18 protein-coding genes are annotated in these 23779 nt (G+C 47.0%); 6 read left to right on the forward strand and 12 right to left on the reverse strand.

Features of this window, described 5'->3' with window-relative positions; all coding sequences use genetic code 11:
- Positions 1–60 precede the first annotated feature (60 nt).
- Positions 61–360 (reverse strand): 4a-hydroxytetrahydrobiopterin dehydratase, encoded by a 300-nt coding sequence (locus AC0J20_RS18360; RefSeq protein WP_229528009.1) that lies wholly within the window; start codon positions 358–360, stop codon positions 61–63.
- Positions 361–590: 230 nt separating this feature from the next.
- Between AC0J20_RS18360 and AC0J20_RS18365 the strand changes: the two genes are divergently transcribed.
- Positions 591–1325: a substrate-binding periplasmic protein gene (locus tag AC0J20_RS18365; RefSeq protein ID WP_473022839.1), complete on the forward strand. Its 735-nt coding sequence runs from the start codon at positions 591–593 to the stop codon at positions 1323–1325.
- Positions 1326–1370: 45 nt separating this feature from the next.
- Here the strand turns inward: AC0J20_RS18365 and AC0J20_RS18370 are convergent, their stop codons facing one another.
- From AC0J20_RS18370 to AC0J20_RS18395, 6 genes are all read right to left on the reverse strand, one after another.
- A complete protein-coding gene (locus tag AC0J20_RS18370) occupies positions 1371–2420 on the reverse strand; it encodes an efflux RND transporter periplasmic adaptor subunit (RefSeq protein ID WP_473022840.1) in 1050 nt (349 codons plus the stop codon).
- A gap of 11 nt (positions 2421–2431) precedes the next feature.
- Positions 2432–5533, reverse strand: coding sequence for an efflux RND transporter permease subunit (locus tag AC0J20_RS18375; protein ID WP_473022842.1), 3102 nt, complete (start codon positions 5531–5533; stop codon positions 2432–2434).
- A gap of 152 nt (positions 5534–5685) precedes the next feature.
- Complete coding sequence (locus tag AC0J20_RS18380) at positions 5686–7062, reverse strand: cyanophycinase (RefSeq protein ID WP_473022843.1); 1377 nt, start codon at positions 7060–7062, stop codon at positions 5686–5688.
- Between the two features lie 708 nt (positions 7063–7770).
- Positions 7771–9147: a sigma-54-dependent transcriptional regulator gene (locus tag AC0J20_RS18385; RefSeq protein ID WP_473022844.1), complete on the reverse strand. Its 1377-nt coding sequence runs from the start codon at positions 9145–9147 to the stop codon at positions 7771–7773.
- Positions 9116–9655: a hypothetical protein gene (locus AC0J20_RS18390; protein ID WP_473022845.1), complete on the reverse strand. Its 540-nt coding sequence runs from the start codon at positions 9653–9655 to the stop codon at positions 9116–9118. Before AC0J20_RS18390 ends, AC0J20_RS18385 begins: the two co-directional genes overlap by 32 nt.
- Positions 9655–11097 carry a sensor histidine kinase gene (locus tag AC0J20_RS18395; RefSeq protein ID WP_473022846.1) on the reverse strand — a complete coding sequence of 481 codons (1443 nt, stop codon included), beginning with the start codon at positions 11095–11097 and terminating at the stop codon, positions 9655–9657. Before AC0J20_RS18395 ends, AC0J20_RS18390 begins: the two co-directional genes overlap by 1 nt.
- 384 nt (positions 11098–11481) lie before the next feature.
- Here AC0J20_RS18395 and AC0J20_RS18400 point away from each other — a divergent pair, with 384 nt between their 5' ends.
- Positions 11482–11721, forward strand: coding sequence for a hypothetical protein (locus AC0J20_RS18400; protein ID WP_229526978.1), 240 nt, complete (start codon positions 11482–11484; stop codon positions 11719–11721).
- A gap of 85 nt (positions 11722–11806) precedes the next feature.
- Here the strand turns inward: AC0J20_RS18400 and hrpB are convergent, their stop codons facing one another.
- Positions 11807–14326 (reverse strand): ATP-dependent helicase HrpB, encoded by a 2520-nt coding sequence (hrpB, locus tag AC0J20_RS18405; protein WP_473022847.1) that lies wholly within the window; start codon positions 14324–14326, stop codon positions 11807–11809.
- 159 nt (positions 14327–14485) lie between these two features.
- Here hrpB and AC0J20_RS18410 point away from each other — a divergent pair, with 159 nt between their 5' ends.
- A complete protein-coding gene (locus AC0J20_RS18410; protein WP_473022848.1) occupies positions 14486–16402 on the forward strand; it encodes an acetyl-CoA hydrolase/transferase C-terminal domain-containing protein in 1917 nt (638 codons plus the stop codon).
- Here AC0J20_RS18410 and AC0J20_RS18415 read toward each other — a convergent pair.
- The 3 genes from AC0J20_RS18415 to AC0J20_RS18425 all read right to left on the reverse strand — a co-directional run bounded on the left by AC0J20_RS18415 (position 16397) and on the right by AC0J20_RS18425 (position 19973).
- The gene (locus AC0J20_RS18415) at positions 16397–16948 is read right to left on the reverse strand and encodes a GNAT family N-acetyltransferase (RefSeq protein WP_473022849.1); all 552 of its coding nucleotides are present in this window, start codon (positions 16946–16948) and stop codon (positions 16397–16399) included. The genes AC0J20_RS18410 and AC0J20_RS18415 overlap by 6 nt on opposite strands.
- Before the next feature lie 129 nt (positions 16949–17077).
- Complete coding sequence (locus AC0J20_RS18420; RefSeq protein ID WP_229526974.1) at positions 17078–17947, reverse strand: ion transporter; 870 nt, start codon at positions 17945–17947, stop codon at positions 17078–17080.
- 139 nt (positions 17948–18086) lie between these two features.
- Positions 18087–19973 carry a DUF885 domain-containing protein gene (locus AC0J20_RS18425; RefSeq protein WP_473022850.1) on the reverse strand — a complete coding sequence of 629 codons (1887 nt, stop codon included), beginning with the start codon at positions 19971–19973 and terminating at the stop codon, positions 18087–18089.
- Between the two features lie 211 nt (positions 19974–20184).
- Here AC0J20_RS18425 and AC0J20_RS18430 point away from each other — a divergent pair, with 211 nt between their 5' ends.
- Complete coding sequence (locus tag AC0J20_RS18430; RefSeq protein ID WP_229526972.1) at positions 20185–20775, forward strand: DUF3299 domain-containing protein; 591 nt, start codon at positions 20185–20187, stop codon at positions 20773–20775.
- Positions 20776–20777: 2 nt separating this feature from the next.
- A complete protein-coding gene (locus AC0J20_RS18435) occupies positions 20778–21248 on the forward strand; it encodes a hypothetical protein (protein WP_473022851.1) in 471 nt (156 codons plus the stop codon).
- Positions 21249–21498: 250 nt separating this feature from the next.
- On the opposite strand, the gene AC0J20_RS18440 is transcribed toward AC0J20_RS18435, so the two are convergent.
- Complete coding sequence (locus AC0J20_RS18440) at positions 21499–22260, reverse strand: IS5 family transposase (protein WP_473022852.1); 762 nt, start codon at positions 22258–22260, stop codon at positions 21499–21501.
- 146 nt (positions 22261–22406) lie between these two features.
- Here AC0J20_RS18440 and AC0J20_RS18445 point away from each other — a divergent pair, with 146 nt between their 5' ends.
- Positions 22407–23750, forward strand: a complete 1344-nt coding sequence (locus AC0J20_RS18445; RefSeq protein ID WP_473022853.1) for a thrombospondin type 3 repeat-containing protein — start codon at positions 22407–22409, stop codon at positions 23748–23750.
- Positions 23751–23779: the final 29 nt, after the last annotated feature.

The raw sequence follows: 23779 nt of genomic DNA on the forward strand, positions 1-23779 counted from the left end.
TAGCACCAGATCTTTACGGAATATTCGGTGTGTAGTGCTGGCTATCGCCTTTGATTTTATTTACCGACTTTGAGCTAACAACTCCATCTGATTGGCCAAATCAAAATCTTTTTGGGTAATGCCATTGGCATCATGAGTGACCAGTGTCACATCGACTTTATTGTAGACGTTGAACCATTCCGGGTGATGATCCATTTTCTCAGCGACAATAGCCACTTTACTCATCCAACCGAAGGCTTCAATAAAATTGCTGAACTTAAAACGCTTTTGCAACGACCCATCCACCAACTTCCATTCATTTTTACAACTAAGGTTTAATTGACCTAGCGCTTTTTGTATATCATTGTTATTAAATGCCATCATAGTTATTCACTCCCGAGTAAGATGAAGGCTACAGATAAGCCTTCGCCAAATGTTAGGTTATTCAGGTGACTTTGGACGTCCCGGAGTTCAATGCAATCCCTGATAACTATAATGATAAAAGTAAATTGGGTAAATTTCTGTTGTATTTATTTTTGAGTAAGTTTTTCTGGATTACCCTTGTAACATACTTATTCTGCAGCTTTTCTCTGCAGGGCAAGGAAAAGCTCATGCCGGCGGTTGAACGCCCGGTAATTCGCCTGATCGCCAATCATCTTCCGCCCTATATGATCATCAGTAAAACTGAAAAAGGAAGCAGTTATGCCGGTTTCGAACATGATCTGACACAAATTTTAGCTAAGACACTGGGGGTTACATACGACTATTACGAGTGCGACTGGTCGGCCTGTATGCGCGTATTGCGCGATGGAAATGTGGATATGGCGCACTCCTTACTTTATTCCAGCACCAGGGCCGCTTTTCTGGAATTTGTCCCACCGGCTTACCTGAAAGATGTGCATTCAACCGTGTTTTACCAACGCTACGACGACAAACGTGTCATCGATGAGTTCAAGGATTTACAACAGGACAACTTCGTTATTGGTTACGTTGGCAGCACCGTGTATTTTGAAAAGTTTGAGCAAGCAGATAACTTACTTAAAATGGATGTTAAAAATCGTGAAACCGGTATCGAGTTGTTAATTGCCGGACGCATTGATGTACTGGCAGGCTTTGACACCCTGTTTGATGGCGTCGAATTTAAAAGCCCCCACCTGAAACGCATTATGAAAAAGTCCATTTATCAGCCATCAACGGTACTGGAGTCGTTTACCGTGATCAGCAAGGCCAGCCCTTTGTTTGAACACCGGGAAGATATCAGCAGTGCATTACAGGAGTTATCGGACAACGGCGTACTGACCAAAATCAGTGAAAAGTGGATCCCTAAATCAAATATCATTCAGTGATTAGGGTGGCAGGCCAGTGCTTGCAGCATGGCCTGCGGTTATGTGTCAGGCATTGGGCACAGCAATCGTCACCGTTTGACCATCCTGAATACGCTCTGCGCCTCGTGTCGCCACTTTATCGCCCGCCTGAATCGCTTCACTTTGAATACTCACCCGTTCCTTCATGCCCTGTCCCACTTCCACCAGATGTCGGTGGGCTTTATTTTCATCATCGATAACCACTACAAAGGTGCCTTCTTTTCGGAGAATTAACGCATCCCGGTGCACGGTCAGCGTTTCCTGCGGTGCCCGTACCGGAATAGTGGCGGTTATCAGTTCACCGCTGGTCCAGCTTTCATTGGCACCGGCCGGCAAGCTAACCCGCAATTCAAACGACTGAGATTGTCTGTCGGCAGCCGGTATAATGGCCTTAATTTGCGCATTAATTTGATTATTCGCAGATTTGATCGATACATCTTTACTGGTGCGTATAAAAGGCAGGTATTTTACAGGTACGAAAATACGGCCTTCGAGGTTTTCAGTATCCAGCATCGTCACCAGTACATCACTGCGATTCACATCGCCACCGGCCTCTCTGACGCGTTCAGTCACAACACCATCAAACGGCGCTTTGACAATCGCCCGACTCAACTGATCGTTGATCTGACGCAACCGAAGTTGCGCTATCTCCAGGTCGGCGCGAGCCAGGTCGTACTGCGATTGGGTTTGATCCAGTTGAAATGCCGAAGCGCTGTTGCTTTCCCGCAGATTCTGTAAACGCTCAACTTCCCGGGCGAGGTATTTGATATTGATTTGCTCGCGCCTGATTTCTGCTTGTTGCTCAGCCTGTTGTAGTTGCAATGGTAATTGATCAATTCTGGCGACTTCTTCGCCCTGCAAAAGATAAGTACCAGGCTCGGCCACAAACTCCAGGCGTCCGCCAACACCGGCGGTGAGTTGCACGTTATTGCGGCTGTAGATACTACCCACAATATCCACCGTTGGAACAAAAACGGATTTTTCCACTGTGCCAACCTTGACGGGTTTGGCAGGTACCAGCTGGGCTGACACGTTAACGGCAAACAATAAACAGGCAAGTCCTGTTGATAGTTTCATGTGAATTTTCATTAGACTGACCCCCGTCCCGCAAAGTCTGATGTTGAAGAAGTATAGTGGCTTTCCTGTTGTTGCTCTCCGATACGCAGCAGGGCTGGCAACAAAATCAAAGTAAACATGGCGCTGATCGCCATGCCACCTACAATAACCGTGGCAAGCCCACGATAAATTTCCGACCCTACGCCAGGTAAGATCATCAAGGGCAACATGCCAAATAAACTGGTTAAGGTACTCATGTACACCGGACGTGCCCGAATACGCACCGCCTGGCTCACGGCCTCCCGACGACTTAATCCATCCCGTTCAGAGCTACGGGTTTGATCCACCAGTAAAATGGCATTGTTTACCACCAAGCCCAACAGGATGATAAATCCAATCATAGTTAGCAGATCCAACGACTGGAAAGTAAACAGGTTCAGAACCCATAATCCCAACACCCCGCCGGCCAACGCCATCGGCATTACGGTGAGCACTAAAAAGCTGTCTTTGGCGGATTTAAACAACGCCGTCATCAGCAGGAACAAAATTACCAGAGCTAACACAAAGTTCTGCAACATATCCCAAATCGCCTGTTGCATTCGGTTGGCATTGCCATTGATCAGTAAATTAGCGTCTGCCGGAAGTTCTGCTTTGATAGCCGGGATCACATGTTCTTCCAACTGTGCCATCGCTTCTTCCAGGGACAAGGTTTCCGGTGGCCGTATTATCAGGGTAACAGTGCGTTTACCATCCACTCTGCGCAACTGGCTGGGTCCGACAGTACGGGTCACCGTAGCTAACTCGCCCAGGGTCTGAATACCGGAAAGGGGGGTATAAACCGGCAATGAGGCAAACTCATCAGGATCAGTCCATTGTGAGCCGCGTAAAATCACATTCATGCGATCATTGCCGTCAAAGTACTCTGCAACAAACAGTCCGTCGGTAAAAGCCCGCACAGCGTTGGCCACATCACTGCGGTTTAGTCCCGCCTGCGTGATGCGCCTATCATCAGGTATCAAGCGCAACTCAGGTTCGGCCATCGACAAAGCCGGTACGGGTTGCGCGCTGGTGCCAAGTAAATGCGCCTGAATGGTCTGAATACCTATCTGGGCTGCAGCCATCAGAGGCTCCATATCCGGCCCTTGTAGATCAATATTAACCGAGCGACCATTGCCGCCACCGGTCACGTTTATCATAGAGCCACGGAACAAGAATACCTGGGTGTCAGGCAAACCGGCCAGTACCTCGTTTTGCACTACCTGCATTAATTCTTCCACCCGGGTAGGATCATCGGCATAAATAAATCCGCCAGTAGAATCAGGGCCGTAGCTGTAGAAGTTATAGCTTTTAACTTTGGGTTGTAGTTCACCGTCGAGATAGGGCTGAATTCTATCCCGGAAGCGATTTGCCATTTCTTCGTCCAGAAACTCGATATTGCCGCCCGGCGGCAAATTCAGGGAAAAGAAGAAACCATCAATCGGGGCTCTTGGCATAAAATCCGTGCGCGGCATTAAGCTGGTGGTTACCAGCACCGACCCCAGCATTAAACCAACAATCCAGCCTAATCGCCTTTGAGCGGTATTGGTTAACGCCATGATAAGACTGGTCAGTCTTTGCCAATAGCCTTCATGCGGATCTTGCTGTTGCGCATCTGACAACAGATACCGACTGGCAATGGGCAACACGGTCACCGCCGTTACCAGCGAAGCAATAACCGCAACGGAGAGGGTCAGGGCCAGATCTGAAAATAGCTGCCCTTCTATACCTTTCATAAACAAGATAGGTAAGAAAATCGCGACACTGGTGGCGGTGGATGCAAACAAAGCACCGGCAACCTGAGTCGCGCCTTTAACCACGGCCTTTTTGTTTTCCATGCCTTCACCGCGCAAACGCACGATGTTTTCCTGTACGATAATGGCGGCGTCCAAAACCAGTCCCACAGCAAACGCCACGCCTGCCAGAGAGATGACATTCAGACTGCGCTCCAACATACTGAGCACCAGAAATGCCACCATGACAGATAACGGAATGGTGGTAGCAATGATCAAGGTGGCCTTCCAACCGCGCAAAAACAACCACAAGATGCCCAAAGCCAGAAAGACGCCCAGTCCCAGATTACTCTTTACCAGTAACAACGCATTGCGAATATGCACCGATGAATCAAAACTCAAATCGATCATCAGGCCAACCTCTGCCAGCGGACCTTCATTAAGCTCTTTTATGGCCAGGTTAATGTCATCTAATAAGGCGACGGTATTGGCTTCATTGCCACGACTGACCGTGATGTAATAGGCGGGCGCACCATTTCGCAGTGTAAACCCAAAGCGGTCAACCAGGGTGTTTTCCACCTTGGCCACGTCTTTCAAAAATACCGGTCGATCGCCACTATAAGAAATGATCATGTCAGACAGAGACTGTAAATCGTATTGCCCGGCAAATCGGACTGTGTACTGGCGACGCCCGACATCCGCAAAGCCACCCGACACATCTGACGCTCTGGAAACCGTATTGGCCACCTGGCCGATTGAGATACCAAGAGCCGCCAATTTATAAGGATCGAAGGTAATACGCAGTTCACGGGGGCGCTGACTATTCAGATTGACCTGTCCGACACCAGAGATACGGGCTAAGCGGGGCTCAATCACATCTTCAATTAAGGCCTGATGATTCGCCATGTCAGCCAAATCATTGCCGGGAACGGGACGCACCAGTAAAGAAGCAGCGTTGGGTCCGCCCCGGCCTCCTCCGGTAGCGACTACAGGTTCAAATACGTCCAGAGGCAGTGGCGGTGCCTGATTGAGATTATTGATCACATCCAGCATGGCCTGCTGCATGTTGGTGCCAACATCAAACGTCAGAGTAATATTGCCAAATCCTTGCTGGATGTTCGTTGCCACATCCACCACGCCACGGGTGTTTTTCACCACATTTTCCTGTGGCTCAATAATCACGGATTCCACTTCTTCCGGTGCAGCCGCTCGCCACCCGGTGGATATGGTTATCTGAGGTTGTTCAATATCCGGTGTTAATTGTATGGGCAATTTCAACATGGCAATAACGCCAAAGATGAACACCAGGGCCACAATAACCAACACGGCAGCCGGGTTTTTAACTGATGAGCGAGTGAGGTTCATGTTTGTTCCAGTAAATCCTACGCGGGCATAACAGCGGAATTACAGTGTTAAAGCGCAAGATTTTCCAGTGCTTTTAGATGAACGACACAGTAAACAAGACAGGTGGAAAGACGCACCACTTCAATGACAGAAATGGTGCGTGATTTTAACAATTAATAGGGATTGACCGGATTATAAAAGTTGCTGTACCGGCCATCGATATCGAGCCGCGTAGGACTCACACTGGATGCGCCGGTTAACACATTAAACGTGTCTCCGGGCTGCAAACGATAATTTAGCAGATCATCCAGAATGAGTGCCTGACCACAACTGGCCTGCGTAAAACTGGTTTGTCCGTCAGTTTTTAAAATATAGACATTGCCGGTGCCATCAACAATCCCATTGCCATCTTCGGTAACAAACAAGGCGCTGTCTTCATCTACGCCGATGGCGGTGTTACCAGAACCAATATTAGCCAGGAAGTTAGCCATCCGCCCCATGCGGTCACGCTCTGCGAAATGCGTATCAGTTATGATATTTGCCATCACCGGGGTATTCAGGAAGTTAGTCGAGATATTCACGGTTTCATGACATAAATCGGTTACCACTTCTTCACTGATAGCACCTAACACCCCGTCGGGGTCGTACACATACTCACCCTGTACCGCATTGCCCGCCGATGTACCGCCAATGATACCGTTGTTGCTATAGACGTGTTGCAGTGCTGTCTGCACCTTAGTGCCCTGCCATTGATTTAGATAATCAGATTGGTCACCACCGGCGATAAACACAAATTCAGCAGATTTAATCGCCCATTCCACATAATCGGAATTAGCACGGGAAACAGTATCTACGATAATTGTTTCAACCGAATTTGCGCCGGTTAACGGCAGCAGGTAACTGTTGTAAGCATCAGTGCCAGAAGTTCGCAACACGACAACATCACCACCATCAATATGCGGATTGACCCGCTGGCTAAACGACGCATCCACATCAGGACCGCCGCCCATTAACAACACAGCCCCTTGTGCCGGTTCAGCGATACAAACATCCTGAGCGTTGCCACTGATAAACGCCTGTAATCCACCGGGTTTGCTCGGGCGAGCGCCGTATTGAGTACAACCGCCACCACCACCTGAACCACTGTCAGGGTAGTTAATAGTCAGATCATACCACCCCGTACCGCTATAGCGGCTCACTTTCAAAAAGTACTCACCGGCACCACCAGAGTATGATCCGGTTTCAGGTACAGCGATGGTGGCCCCGGAGGCAATAGCGCTGCCGGTAGAGCGATAGAGATCCCAGTCGAAATCGTCATTGCCATTGTGATCCAGCAAGATACTGATAGTACCGCTGCTGGCGGCATCGAATCGATACCAGTCCCTGTCATTGCGGGAGCTGATACTTCCCTCAATCAGTACACCGCTACAGATGCCGTCATTAGCATTGGATTCAGCGTTATTCGACTCGCTTTCCTGCGTGAGGCAGGCATTGGCCACAGACGAAGCCAAAAGTGTCATGGTAGACACCAGTTTCATTGATGTTTTCATAGATTTTTCCAACAGTTGTTGTTAACAGTTTTTGATTGTTTTTATTGTTTTTTGCTTGCAGGAATACGCCCGCTATTTGCAAGCGGAAATATCGGGCAGTTTCAGATAGAGACTATTCGTCAAACCACTCAGACAGATGGTAATCTGTTGAGCATTCTGGATAGGTAATGGTATGGGATAGCAAAGCGCAATGAGTGGCTGGCATAGCAACATCAACACACTGTGACTGCCTTGAAGGCGCGCAGTTGTCAGATGCTGTTGCAAGAAAGGTATTCACCACAAGCTCACTTTTGCTTTATTTTTGAACTACTCAAGGTATATCACAAGCTTTTCAGTTAAATCAACTTAAGGGATTTAGGGATAGGTGAAACAAGACGAACAAATTAGGATAGGCATCACAGTACGATAGATTAAAATGCAAAAAAACCCATAATTATTCAGCTCAACGCTACCCTGACAGACCCAACATCAGGGATACTTTTACTAAACCTAAACCCATTAAACACAATTGCCTTAGCAGAGCCAGTACCAAGCAAATAAGCCTCCTGCACCCACCTTTGCCATTACCCATTTTTATGCAATGAAATTTTTTTTAATTTTTTTGATTTTTATTGGATTGGCCACAAAAAATGCACAGTCACACCCCGTTCAGCGACGCAACCCGGATATCAACGGCACATTCAGCAGTCATGGGCTTTAATGCGGTAACTAGCGAAATTGTTCGGGTTTTAAGTGATGCTTGTCCAGCAATTTGTAAAACTCGGTACGGTTGCGTCCTGCTATTTTTGCCGCCTGGGTAACATTCCCCAGCGTCGCATTTAACAGTTCCGCCAGATAAGCCCGTTCAAAATCATTTTTTGCTGAAGACAGTGATGGGGTATCAGGGGATTTCATGCGTAATGCCCGCTGCACCAGTTCACCGGAGATCAATGGCCCCTGACTCAATGCTACCGTTTGTTCCACAACATTCTGAAGTTGCCTGACGTTGCCCGGCCAGGGGGCTGCTATCAGCAGTGCCATTGCTTCATCGGTATAACCTGTCAGCGGCTTTTGGATACGTTGCAAAATCTGCTGGAAAAAGTAATTTACCAGCAAGGGGATATCGTCTCGTCGCTCCGCCAGAGAAGGCAAGCGCAATTCCACAACATTCAGGCGGTAAAACAGGTCTTCGCGGAACTCTTTGTCTTCCACAGCCTGTTCCAGGTCTTTATGCGTCGCGCTAATAACCCTGACATCAATGCTGACCGATTGTGTGTCACCAACCCGACGCACTTCTTTTTCCTGTAATACCCGTAGTAGTTTTACCTGAAAACTCAGCGGCATATCACCGATTTCATCCAAAAACAAAGTGCCACCATCCGCGGCCTGAAACAGACCCAGATGATCTTTGTTTGCGCCGGTAAATGAGCCTTTGACGTGACCAAACAGCTCAGATTCCAGAAGGGTTTCAGGAATGGCAGCACAGTTTACTGCGATAAACGGCGCGTTACGTCTGTCACTGGCGTGATGGATCGCTTTTGCGAGCAGCTCCTTCCCCGTGCCCGACTGACTGTTAATAAACACACTGACATCCGTTTGAGCCACCTGACTGGCCAGCAGAAGCACTTCTTTCATGATGTTACTGCGGTATATGATCTCATGATCCATCGGCAGCTGTTGCGCATCTTGTGGATCACAATCGGTAGTGGGATTAAGGCGCAGTGCCTGAGCGACATTTTCCAGCAATTCCTGACTGTTAAATGGCTTGGTCAGATAAGAAAATACCCCTTGTTTAGTGGCATTTATGGCATCCGGAATCGTGCCATGGGCGGTTAATATGATCACTGGCAATGCCGGATATTTAGCCCGCACGGCTTTAAACAACGCCATACCATCCATGCCGTCCATGCGCATATCGGTGATCAATAACTGCGGCCGACTGGCCTCTATCATGCCTAAAGCTGACTCACTGCTTAAAGTGCTGTCCACCTGATAACCGGCGCCGCGTAACCGCATTGCTATTAGGGTCAACAAATCCTCATCATCGTCTACCACCAGAATACGTTGCATGGGATTATTTGCCGTTGGTTCGGTTATCTCTGTCATTGATATGTTGCTCGATAGATTTTAGCTGCTCAATCTGTTGCTGTAGTTGCACTTTGCCTTGTTCCAGCTGCTGCAACAGGCTTTGATGAGTTTCGGTATTTTTTTGCAAACGCTCCGACAATCGCGTGGTTTCGGTCAGGGTATCCATTAATAGTTGCCATTGACCTGTCGCTTCTTCCGGATAATCTGACAGCCAACGGCGCAGCAGTGTTCTGCCCATGTGGCTGTTTTTAACCGGCGAATGTGGTGTGAGATAAATAAAAACCTGCCTTATGGCAGATTCTTTTGTAACCGGTGCCGCCTGCAATTGCAGCAACGACTGTTCAAGTTCGTCCACTGTCATGGCTTTGTATTCAAGGTACAGCGCACTCCAGTTAATTTCCGGTAAATCCTGTTGTGTCGGGCGCACTGATTTTATTTCAATTGCGCTGTTTTTTTGTTTTGATGCTGTAAGAGACTGGCACCCCGCCATAAAAAACAACACAGAAACCCATAGCAAAACACGCATTAATTTGTCTCCGTATTAACTGGCAACTGAACAATGGCCTGACATCCAGGCTGTGCTGCACGATTGCTCATACAAACCTTTGCACCATACTTATTGAGAATTTCCCGCGTTAGGGTTAAGCCCATCCCACTTCCTTTTACTTTGCTGTCTGGTTGATTATTGGCCTGATAAAACAATTCAAATACCTGCTCAGTATCATCCACCGGAATACCTGGCCCCTGATCTTCCACGACGATCTGAGTCTGCTCACCCTTGTTATCCACCGACAGCGTAATCGTGCCCTGCTCAGGAGAAAACTTGATGGCATTGGACAACAGATTATCCATTACGATCCGGCAATGGTCTTCATACATCGGCAATGGTGATTTTGTTCTATTGCTGAATGCAATGGTTAATGATTTAGCCCTGATTTCCAGGCTGCGATCATTCAGTATCCCCGAGACCACCTGTTCAATATCACAATACTGGGTTTGTTCCGGTAGTTTAGCAGCAATAATGATATTCAAATCAAGCAGGGCTTCAATCAGCTTTTGCAAACGACCGGTGCTGCTGCGCAATATCCCGGCAATATGGTGTTGTGCTTCGTTCAACTGTCCTGACGTGCCGTCATACAAAAGTTCGGTGCCTTCTCTTATGGCAGCCAGCGGAGTTTTAAGTTCATGAGACAAATGCTGCAAGGTTAAGGTTTTTTGTTCTTCCAGGCGTAAAAGTTGTGCCCGCATACTCTCAATGGTCACGGCAATGTCCCTGATATCCTTGGCCCCGGTTACTTTTACCGGATGACTTAAATCACCAATTTCCAGTTGCTTAAGTTGAGGCATCAATTGCTTCAGAGGTCGGTTGATAATTCGCACAAAACAAATAGCCAGTAACAAGGTAAAAGGGAAAATCAGCGTTGAACGCAAAAGTTTATCGGACACCTCAGATGCACTTTGCTCAATGGCGTTTATTTCGGCAGAAATAATATCGTTATTCATTCTAAACAGTGTCTGAGCATAGCCGTGCAATTCACCAAAGCCGCTCTGCAACGCAGCCAGTGTAAAGGTTTCATCTCCTACAACCCGGACATATACCTTTTGTTCTGCCGCGCTCAACTGATTGAGTACCTCATCCAGGTGTAATGAGTGCGCCCCACCGTAGGCATTTTCAACGGTAGATAAAAACTCTGTGCGGTAGGCCAGATATTGTTGCTTAAGGGACGCATCTGACAATACCTGAAACTGACTGGCAGTGCGCTCCATATTATTCAATAAGGCAGAGAGTTGTTGACTGGTAAACACCACATCAGCCACTTGCTTTACGGCACTAACCCCTTTAGAAGACACATCTCCTACACTCATCATCGATGAGGCCAACACCAATGCCAGCGGCAGTGTAACAGCGCTAAAGCTCCATAAAATAAGCGTGCGCAATGACATTGAAGATATTGAAATATCAGGCATTGTTTATTTTTTAAATCCCTGCAATTACCTGTTAACTGGGGCCATACTTTAAGCTAATAGCGCTGCGCTGTTAAGCTGTCGCTTTTTTGAGACAGTATAGAAAAGCATCCCACAGGTTAATGTTTTTTGTTATTTTTCAATACCTTACAAAATAACCAAGGCATACAAATTAGTTTCCGGCTGAACCTTGTCTGAAAACTGTTGCCTCTGCCCAACAAAAATTCCTGATTAAAACCCCACCAAAAATAACATTTTCTATAAATATCAAAGACTTAAAAAGTTGGCACAGAATTCGCCATAGTCTTATCGAAGCTTTGATAGTGTTAATCAACCTGTCGAAGCCAAATTAAGAAAATAAACAATTAAATTCACGGAGACATTCCTATGAAGAAATTAACAGTATTTGTTACTTTGGCTTACCTTATCACTGCAGCGATGTTCACCAGCGCCTCAGCCAACACCCTTGAAACCCTGCAGCCGGTAGTTGTCAGCAGCGTGGAAGATTGCAAAAACGACGACGGCACCACCAAGCCTGAGTGCGAGAAAAAAGACGAAGAGCAGAAGCCAAAATGTGATGAAAAAGACGGCGAGCAAAAGCCGGAGTGTGAAGATCACAACGCCTGATAGCGTCTAACCTCGTTTTTAACTGCCCCGGAATTTGAGAGCCAAGGATGATCTCAGACGCTAACTCCGGGGTGGTTTTTGCCCGCTAATGTGATTTTTTCTTCAATGACTTGCCCGGTTTTTCCAACAAAGGCTGCTCTGGCCAACGATGTTTAGGATATCGACCACGCATTTCTTTCGCCACTTCATGATAAGACCCTAGCCAAAATCCGTTTAGATCACTGGTGGTTTGTATGGGCCGCCTTGCCGGTGACAACAATTCAAAACGCAGTGGTACTTTATTGTTCCCCAATAACGGGGTCGCCGTTAACCCAAACAAAGACTGCAATTGCAACGACACGATTGGTCCCTGGGCAGCATCATAGGTGATGGAGAATCTGTCGCCGGTTGGCGCGACAAACTGTTCAGGAGCATACTGTTCTAATAATCCTTGCTGCTCCCAGTTAAGGGTCGCAGTGAGCAGTGGCAAGAGGTTTACCTTGCGCAATCCGGGTAATGTTGTCGTTGTGCCTATGTAGGGTAACAACCAGTCTTCTAAGCTGTTTAATAACGCGCGTTCATTAATGCCGGGAAACGTTTCATCCACCGAAGCAAGCCAAGCTGCGCGCTGTAACCACCGGTGACAGTCTTGTGTCCAGTTTAATTCGGACAACCCCTTATCCTTCACCTGTCGCAGCATAAACTGCTGTTTTTGGTGTAGGCTCAGGTCAGCGCTGATCTGGCTTTGATAGACGATCGCGCCCAATTTTCGGCTAATTTTAATTCGGGCCGCTCCGGCTTTGTCATCCCAATACACACTCTCTTCGTTGCTGGCCTGTATCGCCGCAAACTCACTGACATTCTGCTCACTGATGGCCATCGCCAACCAGATACGTCCGCTTTGAGTTTGAGCGTTGATATCCAGCACCAGCAACCAGGGGGCCGTAAGCAAAGGGTCAGACATATCTAATTCAGCCCCCCTGCCATTCGCCAGTAAATAGGTATTGCCCTGCGTCTGACGTTGTTTTGCCAGTAAATCGGGATACCCTGCCAGTAGCAGCCGGGCAGCCAGGTCAAAGCTTTGCTCTGTTGCCAGCAATATCAGGTGTTTAAGCCCCATCCGCTTTTTTAGTTTTGATGCTGTGGCTTTTACCTGTTTTAAGACCTGATAGCGAATGCAGTTTTTGTAGTCAGCTTCCTGCCACAGTGCCTGCAGACGGTGAGAAAAGGCGACGCTGTGAAAGTTTCGAAGCACGTCCTGCTCGCTTAACAGCGCACAGATATCAGCCGCGATCATTTGCTCCTGCTCACCCTTTGCTGCCAGTAACACAGCTGCCAGACGCGGCGACAAGGGGAGCTGGCAGGCCTGTTTGCCTTTATCGCTGGGCTTACCTGACTGCTCAAGAAAGCCCATCATGGTTAACAGTTGAACACTGCGCTCAAAATGCGCTTTTGGCGGTGGGGTTAACCAGTCAATGTGTTGAAAATCATGCTGCCCCCATACCGCCAGTTCCAGCACAGTGTCCATTAAATCGGTGCGCAATATTTCTTCCTGACGAAAGTCTGCCAGCTGTTGCTGCTGGCTTTCAGACCACAGCCGAATAGCCAGACCTTCAGCGGTTCGACCTGCACGGCCACTGCGCTGAGTGGCCGAAGATTTAGCGATATAGCCGGTTTCCAGCCGAGACATTCCGGTTTTGGCATCGTAAATCATTTGCCGCTCCAAACCGGAATCGATCACCAGACCAATACCGTCAATGGTTAAGCTGGTTTCAGCAATATTAGTGGCAAAAATGATTTTTTGCCGTCCCTGTGGGTCCGGCTCCAGTGCGGCTTGTTGCTGTGACAGTGGTAAAGCCGCATACAATTGCAACAAGCTGCAATTATCGGTTTGCAGCTTTTCCTGAAAGTATTCAATGCAGCGATTTATCTCCCCTTGCCCGGGCAAAAATACCAGAATGTCCCGGTTTGTTGTCGCATTTTTTCCGGTACATACCACCTCCTGTGCTGCCTGCCACACCGATTCCTGCAATCGTTTGTTGTGCCTCGCCTGATAACGCACACTTACCGGAAAGGTGCGTCCTTCGCAGTGCAGCACCGGTGCGGAATCGAGATAGTTACTAATCGCGTCACTATCTATGGTGGCCGACATCACTAAACAGTGCAGATCTTCCCGCAATGCTGACATTACCTCTTTCACCAGCATCAGTCCCAAATCGGCATTTACACTGCGTTCGTGAAATTCGTCAAAGATCACCAGAGCAACATCGCTCAGTTCGGGATCACCCTGCAACTGACGGGTTAAAATGCCCTCAGTCACCACCTCTAATCGGGTAAACTGAGAGACTTTTTCCTCATTTTTCACCCGATATCCAACGCGTTGACCCACGGCCTCTCCTAATTGCGACGCCAGGAAATGAGCGATGGCTTTAGCCGCTACCCGTCTGGGTTCCAACATCAGGATTTTCTTACCCTCTAACCAGTCCTGCTGGAGTAAGTACAAAGGCACGGCGGTTGATTTGCCCGCACCGGGTTCTGCAGTCAGCACCAGGCGTTTATGACTTGCCAGTTGTGCTGCTATCGCAGAAAGATGCTGACTGATTGGAAGTGATTGTATGAACTGCAAAATTTACCTGAAATATTGGTGTGACAATGCACAAAGGCGCTATAGTAAAATGAAGCCCTGACAGCTTCAACCGGGTTAATCATGGCAAATAATCTGTCGTAATGGCCTGTCAGGTTGGCTATGATGCCGATGACCCCAACATAATTATTCGGAGCACCCGTGTTTTGGCGTAAGTTAGGCTTTCGCAAGCCCTTGAATAGCGTATCTGACTATGCTGCATCCAAACAATGGCAGGCTAAGAAGCTCAACTTTGATCAGGTGGCTGAGAAAGTACCCGACGGGAGCCGGATATTCATTGGTAGTACTGCTGCTACAGCGCACTGTACATTGAATGCCATCGTCACCGGCGCCCACAACCTGGTAGATATCAACATATTGCAATTTATTCCCGGCGGCGAGCTGCCCCACCTGGAACAAAACGTCAGCCGAATCCGCACCACGGCTTTTTATGCTTTTGATCGCGCCGCCAAAAATATCCGTGAGGGCATCACCGACTATATGCCGGTGTCCAGTGCCAGGTTACACCGTCTGATCAGGGAAAAGCGCATCCCCATTGAAGTCGCCATTATTAAAGTAACACCGCCGGACAATAACGGCTATTGTAGTCTGGGCACCGGGGTGGATTTCAGTCAGGAAGCAGTAGAGTCGGCGCAAATCGTGATTGCCGAAATCTGTGAAAATATGCCCTGGACTGCGGGCAATTCACTGATCAAAGCTGAAAACATTCACTGGTGGACAGAGAATCACAGCCCTTTGCCCGATAAAGACGAATTATTTCCCTGGTTAGGTGATTTTAAAATAGAAAAGACCGTTTTAGATAAAATCGCCGCCAATATCCTGTTCGAAATTCCCGATGGCGCCACGTTGAAATTTAACCTGACAGCCATGACAGATGATCTCATTCCCTATTTGCGCAAACGCAAAAACCTTGGACTGCATACGGATCTGCTCACCGACAAACTGTTAAAACTGATCCAGGAAGGCGTGATCAACAACAGCCAAAAGAATGTGCATCAAGGCAAAACAATTGTCTGTCACGCCTATGGCAATAGTGAACTGTACAAGGCTATCCACAAAAACCCGGCCATTGAGTTTCACCCCTCTTATTATGTTAATCGACTGGACCGGATTGCCGTAAACAACAACCTGATCTCCATTATCACCGGATTGAAGGTGGATTTAACCGGACAGGTGGCGGTTGATTCGGTAGGTAATCGGTTTTACGCCGGGGTTGGCAGCTCAGATGATTCCATCAGAGCGGCGGGTTATTCACTTAATGGTAAGCCCATAGTGGCGCTGCCCTCGCTGAGCATTAAAGGCAACTCAAATATTTTGATGTCACTGCCGGAAGGTTCTGGCGTCACGATTACCCGGGTTGACGTGCACTATGTCATCACCGAATACGGTACCGCCTTCCTGTTTGGTAAAAGTATCAGAGAGCGCTGTCTGGCGCTGATTGATATCGCACACCCCAAATACCGGGCTAAGCTGCTGGAACAGGCCAAACAGTCTTATCTGGTACATTCTGCCCAGCCAGGACACTCATTTAAGTCTATATACCCTAAAAACTGGGAATGTGTGCATACCACCAGACATCAGAAAAAAGTGCTGATCCGCCCCATCAAAGCCGTGGATGAAGACCTGTTACGAGACTTTTTTCATAAACTATCGGATCAAAACGTTTATATGCGCTATTTTTCCAAGCTGCGCTCCTTGCCACAAAAGATCCTGAAACAGTATTCAGACATCGATTACAGCAAGGATATGGCGTTAGTCGCCCTGTCGCCCCCGGAAACCGCAAAACACGAAATTGTCGCCATTGGGCAATGGATTTTAGATGACAGTGATGGCATCCCCGAGATTGCCTTTCAGGTGCGGGACGACTGGCAGGGTCAGGGACTGGGTAGCTTCTTTATCAAGCGTCTTTTTCAACTGGGCAAGGAATATAAAATAAAGCACTTTAAAGCGGATGTACTGGTGGATAACGATGCCATGAACTGGGCCTTTGAAAACGCCAACGTCGACTTCGAACGAAGCAGCGAATTTGGCGTATATCATTACCGGTTCACGCTATAACATCAATCTCATGTCAATGTTGTTCAATCCATTGTAATCGGTATAAAACTCACCTAACTCCTGAAAACCATGGCGTTTGTAAAAGTTTCGCGCCAGTGTATTTGGCTCCTGAGTACCACCCATAAGCACCAGGCTTCGCAACTTGCTGTCCTGTAAAGTGCTTATCAGCGCTTTGATTGCCTTGCCGGCTATTCCCTGGTTTTGATAAGTATCAGCGATACACGGAGCAAATACCGGATCGACCCGAAAATCCAGGTCAATCTGATACGCATTGTATCTGGCTCTCTCATGCGGATACTCATTAAAATCAACGATAAAATACCCGACAACTTTTTCTTTCGAAGCAATAATATACCTGGAAACGCCATCTTTTCCTAAGTTGGGGATCAGTGCTTCATTGCAGTATTTGCTGGTAAGCGGGTGAGGCCCAAATTTAGATAAGGTTTCAGGAGATAACCCTTCAAAAAATTCAACCAACATGGCCTTGTCACTGGTGGTTATTGGGCGAAACTCAAAAACTTCATTGTGTTTAGTATTTATCTTCATATCTTCTACTTATGCTACCAACTCACTGACGGCATCTACCTGTTTAACCTGTTGGAGCCAAACAAAATAATGGGTTTGTGTGGCAATGATATTAATCTCAGGAGCAATGTTTACGCTTTGACGAAATGTTCAAAGTGGCTTTGTATTTCCTGGGCGCTTTAACTGCTGCTGCATTTTGCTCAACTGACTTTGCAACATATCGATTTGCTCACTTAACAGCATAATTTCATCGTGGGTGAATTCCTTCATTTCTTCCTTGTCTTCTTTTCTGGAATCTACCTGCGCCATTTGCATGGCATCCACAATAATACCGATGAACAAATTCAGCACCGCGAAACTGGTGACAATTATAAAAGGAATAAAGAACACGCCGGACCAGGGGAAAATATCCATAGTGGGCCGGACTATGCCCATCGACCAGCTTTCCAACGTCATCACCTGAAACAAGGTATAGGCAGATGCACTGATGGAGCCGAACCATTCCTGCATATTAGGGTCCGGGTGCTGCCCGAACAGCTTTGTCGCCAGAACGGCGCACACATAAAAGATCAACAGCAACACCCCAATCACGGACGACATCCCCGGAATTGAATGCCCCAACGCCGAAATAACCCGTCGCATTTGCGGCACCACGGACAGCAAACGCAATGCCCGCAGAATACGAAAGGCGCGTAACACCGATAATGGCCCACTGGCAGGAATCCAGGCAATAGTGACAATGACAAAGTCAAAGACATTCCAGCCGGATTTAAAGAAATGCCCGCGATAGGCATAAAATTTAATGGCCAGTTCAAGGGTAAACACACTCAGTAAAAACTTATCAGCCCATTGCAATACAGTGCCGTAGCGGGCATAGATGTCTCTATCGGTTTCCAGTCCAAGGGTAATTGCGTTAAGTAAAATCAAAGTAATGATGATGCGCGTAACCCAGGGACTTTCTATAAACTGCGCAGCTCTGCGCCGGGTAGCGGATAAGGATTCTAATGTGACGGGATACATGTATTTCAAACTTTATAAGATTGTTATAAGCCCCGATATGTGTGCCCTGACTGAAGATTCAAGTCGTTGTGCAAAATTATAGGAGAGACAAAAAAGGTGACACTAAGGTCACCTTTTCGAAAACAAAAAAGACAAGTTATCAGGCTTTTTTAGACGCGATCCAGCTGTCTACCACTCTTTCTAAAACGGACAATGGTACAGCACCACCTCCCAGAATTACGTCGTGGAACTCGCGATAGTCAAACTGCTCACCCAGCTCGGATTTTGCTTTAGCTAACAACTCCTGAATCTTCAACATACCAATTTTATAACTGGTAGCCTGACCGGGTAAAACCATATAGCGACGCACTTCTGAACGCGCCTGCTCTTCAGTTATGGCTGAATTTTCCTTGAAGTAATCAACCGCCTGCTGTTCAGTCCAGCCTTTTGCATGGAGACCGGTATCCAATACCAGACGAATCGCACGCCACATCTCAGAACCTAACCGACCAAACTCAGATAGCGGGTCCTGATAAGTTCCTGGCATTTGTTTCGCCAACCATTCTGTGTACAAAGCCCAGCCCTCAATATACGCGGTAAAGCCAGCCTGAGTGCGGAAAGTGGGTACACCTTCTAACTCCTGGGCGATCGCGATTTGCATATGGTGACCTGGCAAACCTTCGTGATAGGCAATAACTTCCAGCTCACGCTTTGGCATAGCTGTCATATCAGACAGGTGAGCATAGTAAATGCCCGGACGTGAGCCATCAGGAGTTGACGGGTAATAGTGCTGCGCTGCCCCGTCTTGCTCGCGGAAAGGCTCCACGCGTTTTACCACCATGTCAGCTTTTGGCAGGATTCCAAAATAGTCAGGTAATAAGGTTTTGATGTTATTGATCGCGGCTGTCGCATCATCAATATAGCCCTGACGACCTTCGTCAGTGTTTGGATAATACAAGCGCTCATCATCTTTGGTGTCCCGCAGAAACACAAAGTATTCCGCCAACGAACCCTCAAAGCCAAAAGCTTCTTTTGAGGCAATCATCTCTTCACGCAGACGCGCCACTTCACTCAGGCCAATCTCATGGATTTCATCAGCGGTTAATGATGTAGTTGTTTGATTGGCTAATCGCTCATTGTAATAAGCGACACCATTGGGCAGAGCGCTAACGCCCTGAGCTTCTTTACTGGCATTGGGTTGATCCAGTTTTTGCCAGGCAATCAGCCTTTCGTAAGCAGGTTGAAAATGGTTCATCAGATTATCTTTAACCTGACTGGTCAGCTGCTCTGCGGTTTGTTCATCGATTTCTTCTTTTTCCACCAGGGCGGCAATTTTACCTTTTGCCGCACTCCAGATAGAGCTGTCTTCGCCATCATCAAAAGGCGCGCCGGTAATAATTGCCTGTGATGATTTAATGACTTCTTCAAACGCAAAGTACGGCGGTCTGACGCCTTTTTCTGCTACCTTTTTAGAGCCTTCGACCAATTGATCCAACGCACGCCCGGTTTCTTTCAGGCGGTTGATAAAGTTATCCATATCGGCTTTGGTTTCCACCGTGTGGAAAGAAATCAGCAGCGTCGGGAAAAAAGTGTGAATGGCGTTCATCTGCTCAAAGACATAGCCGTTGTATCGGAACTCGTCTGCGGCTATATCTGCTTCAGCTTCATGCACCCACACATCATAGGATATTTTGGCATCATCGGTTAACTTGTTGTAATCAAAGGAAGATTTTAACTCTTCCAGGTTTTTGCGGGTAAATGCCAGATCTTCTTCTAAGGCCGCCTCAGACATCTGATCAATTTCGCCCTGTCGCTCTTTGCGTCCCAAAAATGCCAGTTGAATTGGGCTGCGCATGATACCTTCTTCATACTTCTCATCGAACCATTGGTTCAGACGTGCGGTTTCTGCCTCAACTTGCTCAGCTGTGGGTGCAGCAGTTTGTTCTGCAGCAGTTGGAGTTGTTTGATTTTGTTGTTGCGCAGTTTGATTATCACTGCAACCCATTAGCGCCAGTGCGATCACTGAACCAAGTAGAGAAAGTTTCATGTGTTATTATCCGTTTTATTAGTGAGGATGAGACGCTAGCCCTATAGCCGCGCATTTTCAATCAACAGCAATTTATTGTTACAAAAAAATCTCAAACCTGCCGCTTTTTTTTGCATGTCAGCACCAAAACTGTCCAGTTAAGAATACACACCACCATCTTGTTATGTTATAACAACAAACTTATTTCCCTTTTTGTACCCTGAACTCAATTATGCTTTTCAATTCATTTAAACGGTCATCATTGCGCTCCGTGACAGCCATCGTCATTTTTCTGCTTTTGAATATCGTGTTTTCCGTTAGCCAGGCCAACGGTGTCTACAAAGAAGTTGAATGGATAGAACTGATCCCACAGGATGATCTGGAGGCCTTACTAAATCCGCCAGATGTGTTATTCGACATCGCTGATGGCTCCCAACAAGATTCCGTCGATAATTTTACTGAAAAAAACTTTGAAGACGAAAAAGCACAGCGCTTTCAGCAGGCACTACGCTCAACCAGAGTGGTTGAAACGATGGCGGAGCAGAAGATTAAAATCCCGGGCTTTATCGTGCCGCTGGAAACCTCCGATGATGAAAAGATCACCGAATATTTTATTGTTCCCTATTTTGGAGCCTGTTTGCACATGCCACCGCCACCACCCAATCAAATTATCTTTGCCAAAAGCAGCGAAGGAATTACACTGACTCACCTCAGTCAGCCATTTTGGTTTGAAGGCACCCTCAAAATAGAAAAACAAGAAAACCCGATGGGTGTTTCAGCCTACCGACTGGCCATGAATCAGGTTACCCCCTACGAGGATTAATAATGCGACTATTGACGACAAAATGGTTTCAACATGCGACGTTCGTTTTAGGGGCGCTGCTCAGTGTTGTGGTAACCAGTACGCAGGCCTGTGACAGGCATGCCACCGCAGGATTTGGTCGTTTTCCGGTAATGCATGCCCAGTATCCGGCTCCCAACATTGAAGAACTGGTGGCACCGATTTCATTAAAACATGCCAAAAAAGTGCTTACTTCCAAGGGTAAAGACGCGTCGATTCCAATTTATTATCGTATTCCCAAAGGCTACCAGGACGTTGAGTTTAAATTTAATGGGTCTCCGGAAATCTCTTTTCAGGATGAAGCCGGCTTTTCACCGGAGCACAAAGCCGGGATCTACAGATTAAAATACCATGCCCTGGAACCTGGCAGGCATTCGGTCACAATTCTGATTAAAGGCAAAAAAAGTAACAAGCCCTACTCAAAAGTACAAACCATAGAAGTGGTGGCAGGGTAATCCGCTGCCATTTTTGCATCTGTGGCCGGTGCTCAAAGTTCTGCCTCCCCTCTTTCAGAATCAGCTATTGCGTTTTGATTAACCTTATTTTCAGTTTAAGTTCATCTGAAACATCGAGAATACCCGCATCCGGATAATTAATTTCTAATTATTTGGCGCAAATAGCTATAGGCATGAAAGCAATAAAAAATGGAGAAGGAACCGTGCACTACACACTAGGGCGTGTTGATCTTTGTTGTACATATTTTACTCAGCAGTACATGGGTAGCCACATCATCGAAAATGCCAGTGATACCATACTGGCATAATTCCTTGCTAACTTTTCATACCTTGTTGATATTGAACGATAATGCTTTATTCGAGCAAAGACGTTTTCAACTAGGTGGCGATATTTATAGAGGCACCAATCAACGCTGTCTTTGTCTATATCCTGACCATAGTTTCGTTTTGGTATGACTGAAGCGCCACCTTTAGCTTCAATATATTTCCTCAATGTATCACTATCGTACCCTTTGTCGCCGACGAAAATGTTAACTTCCCTTAGATGATTAACCAGACTTTGAGCGCGAGCGATATCATTTCTCTGACCTTCTGATAGTTCAAAATATATGGGGAGCCCGCCACTATCCACGGCTAGATGAATTTTTGTGGAGTTACCACCTCGGCTCTTTCCAATGCATTCATTATCAGTAGTAGCAGCTCCGGTACTATGCTGATGAGCTTTGATAATTGAACCGTCAGCAAAGACCCAATCGTAATCAGATAATTTGGCTAACTCATTGAACAACATATTCAATAAACCTTTTTTTGACCATAAATTGAATCGGCGATAAACGGCACTCCAACTGCCAAATTCTGCGGGTAAATCACGCCACGGAATGCCGGTTCTCAACCGGAATAATATCCCTTCAAACGTCATTCTATGTTCTGGTTTGTTGTAAATGCGGCCAGTACTCTTCATTACTTGAAGTAGCTTTTGCCATCGCTGATCAGTTAGCATTAGTCTCGGCATGGTAGTGAGTTGTTCTTTTACTTTTGGCGAAGCAAATTATAACTCTTTACCATGCCGCTCAAAAACCAATCACGAAAGATCAACACGCCCTAGCCACCCTAATATTAATCAGTCTGTTTGGCCTGACGGCCTGCAACCAGGCAAATGTGACGGACGACCGGGACAATGACGGCATTGCCAATATCATAGATGCATTTCCTGACGATGCGAATGAGTCTGAAGATACCGATCAGGACGGCATTGGCAATAACGCCGATCCCGATGATGACAACGATGGCGTCCCTGATGACGAAGACGCATTTCCCACAAAACGCAGTGAATGGTTAGATACTGATTCGGATGGCGTCGGCAATAACGCTGATTTAGACGATGATAATGATGGGTACGAAGATACTGTCGATGCATTTCCCGTTGACGTAACGGAATGGGCTGATTTTGATTTGGATGGGATCGGAAATAATGCCGATAGCGATGACGACAACGATGGCGTAACAGATCAAAACGATCAATTCCCGCTAAATGCCCAGGAGTATAGTGACTTCGACGATGATGGCTTTGGCGATAACATGGATAATGACGATGACAATGACGGCCAACAGGACAACGTTGACCTCATCGACTTGTTTGGAAACACAGCAAGCTACCAGCAAAGCCAATTTGTCAGTTTCCGGGTTCGCGGCTACTCCGCAGAAAAGCAAGCACTGCTGTCTGACAATGGCTGGAATCTTCAATATACGGTTTACAATGCACAAACCAATCAACCAATAACCAGTTTAAGCAGCAATGGCTATTTCAATGGGCAATGGGACAGCCAGCAGCAGTCCTGGCGAGTTTATTTTCCGGCCCCTGACTACCAGATTGAATACCAAACCAAGGTCACGATTTATTGCTCCCTGAGAAGTTATGACTGTGACGGAACAGAAAATAATGCCTACCAGATAGAAGAAGATTTCAATTTCACCGTATATTGTGAAACTGAAAATAGTTGTCAGGAAACCCATCAGCCACACAAAGCGACCCAGCTCACCAATAGCCCGGAGATTCATGATTTGCCCATTATCCAGATAAATCCTCAAGGTGAATTGCTGGTTGCGTATCGCGATTTCGCAAATCTCTCGGTAACGCCCATTGTCACCTCTGTCGACAATGGCGAAAATTGGCAAACCAGCCCGGATTTACCTGAGTCTCATTACAAAACATTTACGGTTTTTAGCGATGGTACGATGGCGGCTTTACAATATTGCAATGTGTCGATTTGTCTATATCAAAAGCATCCTGATGGCGAACAGCGCACAGTGTCGTTGCAAAACCTGATTGCAGATGCCGACATAGACTTATCACTGTTAACTGATAGCGAGGGTAATCATTACCCATTTTCGCATTTCACCCTTTATCAGACATCGGACGCCGGTTACATTATTGGATTCACGGTAACTCGCAGTCTCCCCCTGTGTCAGGATAGTTGTCGCCTCAGTTTTTCGTATTGTTAGACAGGGGGTGGATGACAGGTTTGAGTGAA

Source organism: Planctobacterium sp. R6 (assembly GCF_055755215.1).

Coding starts and splice junctions, on each gene's coding strand:
- AC0J20_RS18360 (WP_229528009.1), bottom strand. CDS start 360: ATGGCATTTAATAACAATGATATACAAAAAGCGCTAGGTCAATTAAAC.
- AC0J20_RS18440 (WP_473022852.1), bottom strand. CDS start 22,260: ATGCCGAGACTAATGCTAACTGATCAGCGATGGCAAAAGCTACTTCAA.
- AC0J20_RS18370 (WP_473022840.1), bottom strand. CDS start 2,420: ATGAAACTATCAACAGGACTTGCCTGTTTATTGTTTGCCGTTAACGTG.
- AC0J20_RS18395 (WP_473022846.1), bottom strand. CDS start 11,097: ATGCCTGATATTTCAATATCTTCAATGTCATTGCGCACGCTTATTTTA.
- AC0J20_RS18420 (WP_229526974.1), bottom strand. CDS start 17,947: ATGTATCCCGTCACATTAGAATCCTTATCCGCTACCCGGCGCAGAGCT.
- AC0J20_RS18380 (WP_473022843.1), bottom strand. CDS start 7,062: ATGAAAACATCAATGAAACTGGTGTCTACCATGACACTTTTGGCTTCG.
- AC0J20_RS18385 (WP_473022844.1), bottom strand. CDS start 9,147: ATGACAGAGATAACCGAACCAACGGCAAATAATCCCATGCAACGTATT.
- AC0J20_RS18415 (WP_473022849.1), bottom strand. CDS start 16,948: ATGAAGATAAATACTAAACACAATGAAGTTTTTGAGTTTCGCCCAATA.
- AC0J20_RS18435 (WP_473022851.1), top strand. CDS start 20,778: ATGCGACTATTGACGACAAAATGGTTTCAACATGCGACGTTCGTTTTA.
- AC0J20_RS18430 (WP_229526972.1), top strand. CDS start 20,185: ATGCTTTTCAATTCATTTAAACGGTCATCATTGCGCTCCGTGACAGCC.
- AC0J20_RS18400 (WP_229526978.1), top strand. CDS start 11,482: ATGAAGAAATTAACAGTATTTGTTACTTTGGCTTACCTTATCACTGCA.
- AC0J20_RS18375 (WP_473022842.1), bottom strand. CDS start 5,533: ATGAACCTCACTCGCTCATCAGTTAAAAACCCGGCTGCCGTGTTGGTT.
- AC0J20_RS18365 (WP_473022839.1), top strand. CDS start 591: ATGCCGGCGGTTGAACGCCCGGTAATTCGCCTGATCGCCAATCATCTT.
- AC0J20_RS18390 (WP_473022845.1), bottom strand. CDS start 9,655: ATGCGTGTTTTGCTATGGGTTTCTGTGTTGTTTTTTATGGCGGGGTGC.
- AC0J20_RS18425 (WP_473022850.1), bottom strand. CDS start 19,973: ATGAAACTTTCTCTACTTGGTTCAGTGATCGCACTGGCGCTAATGGGT.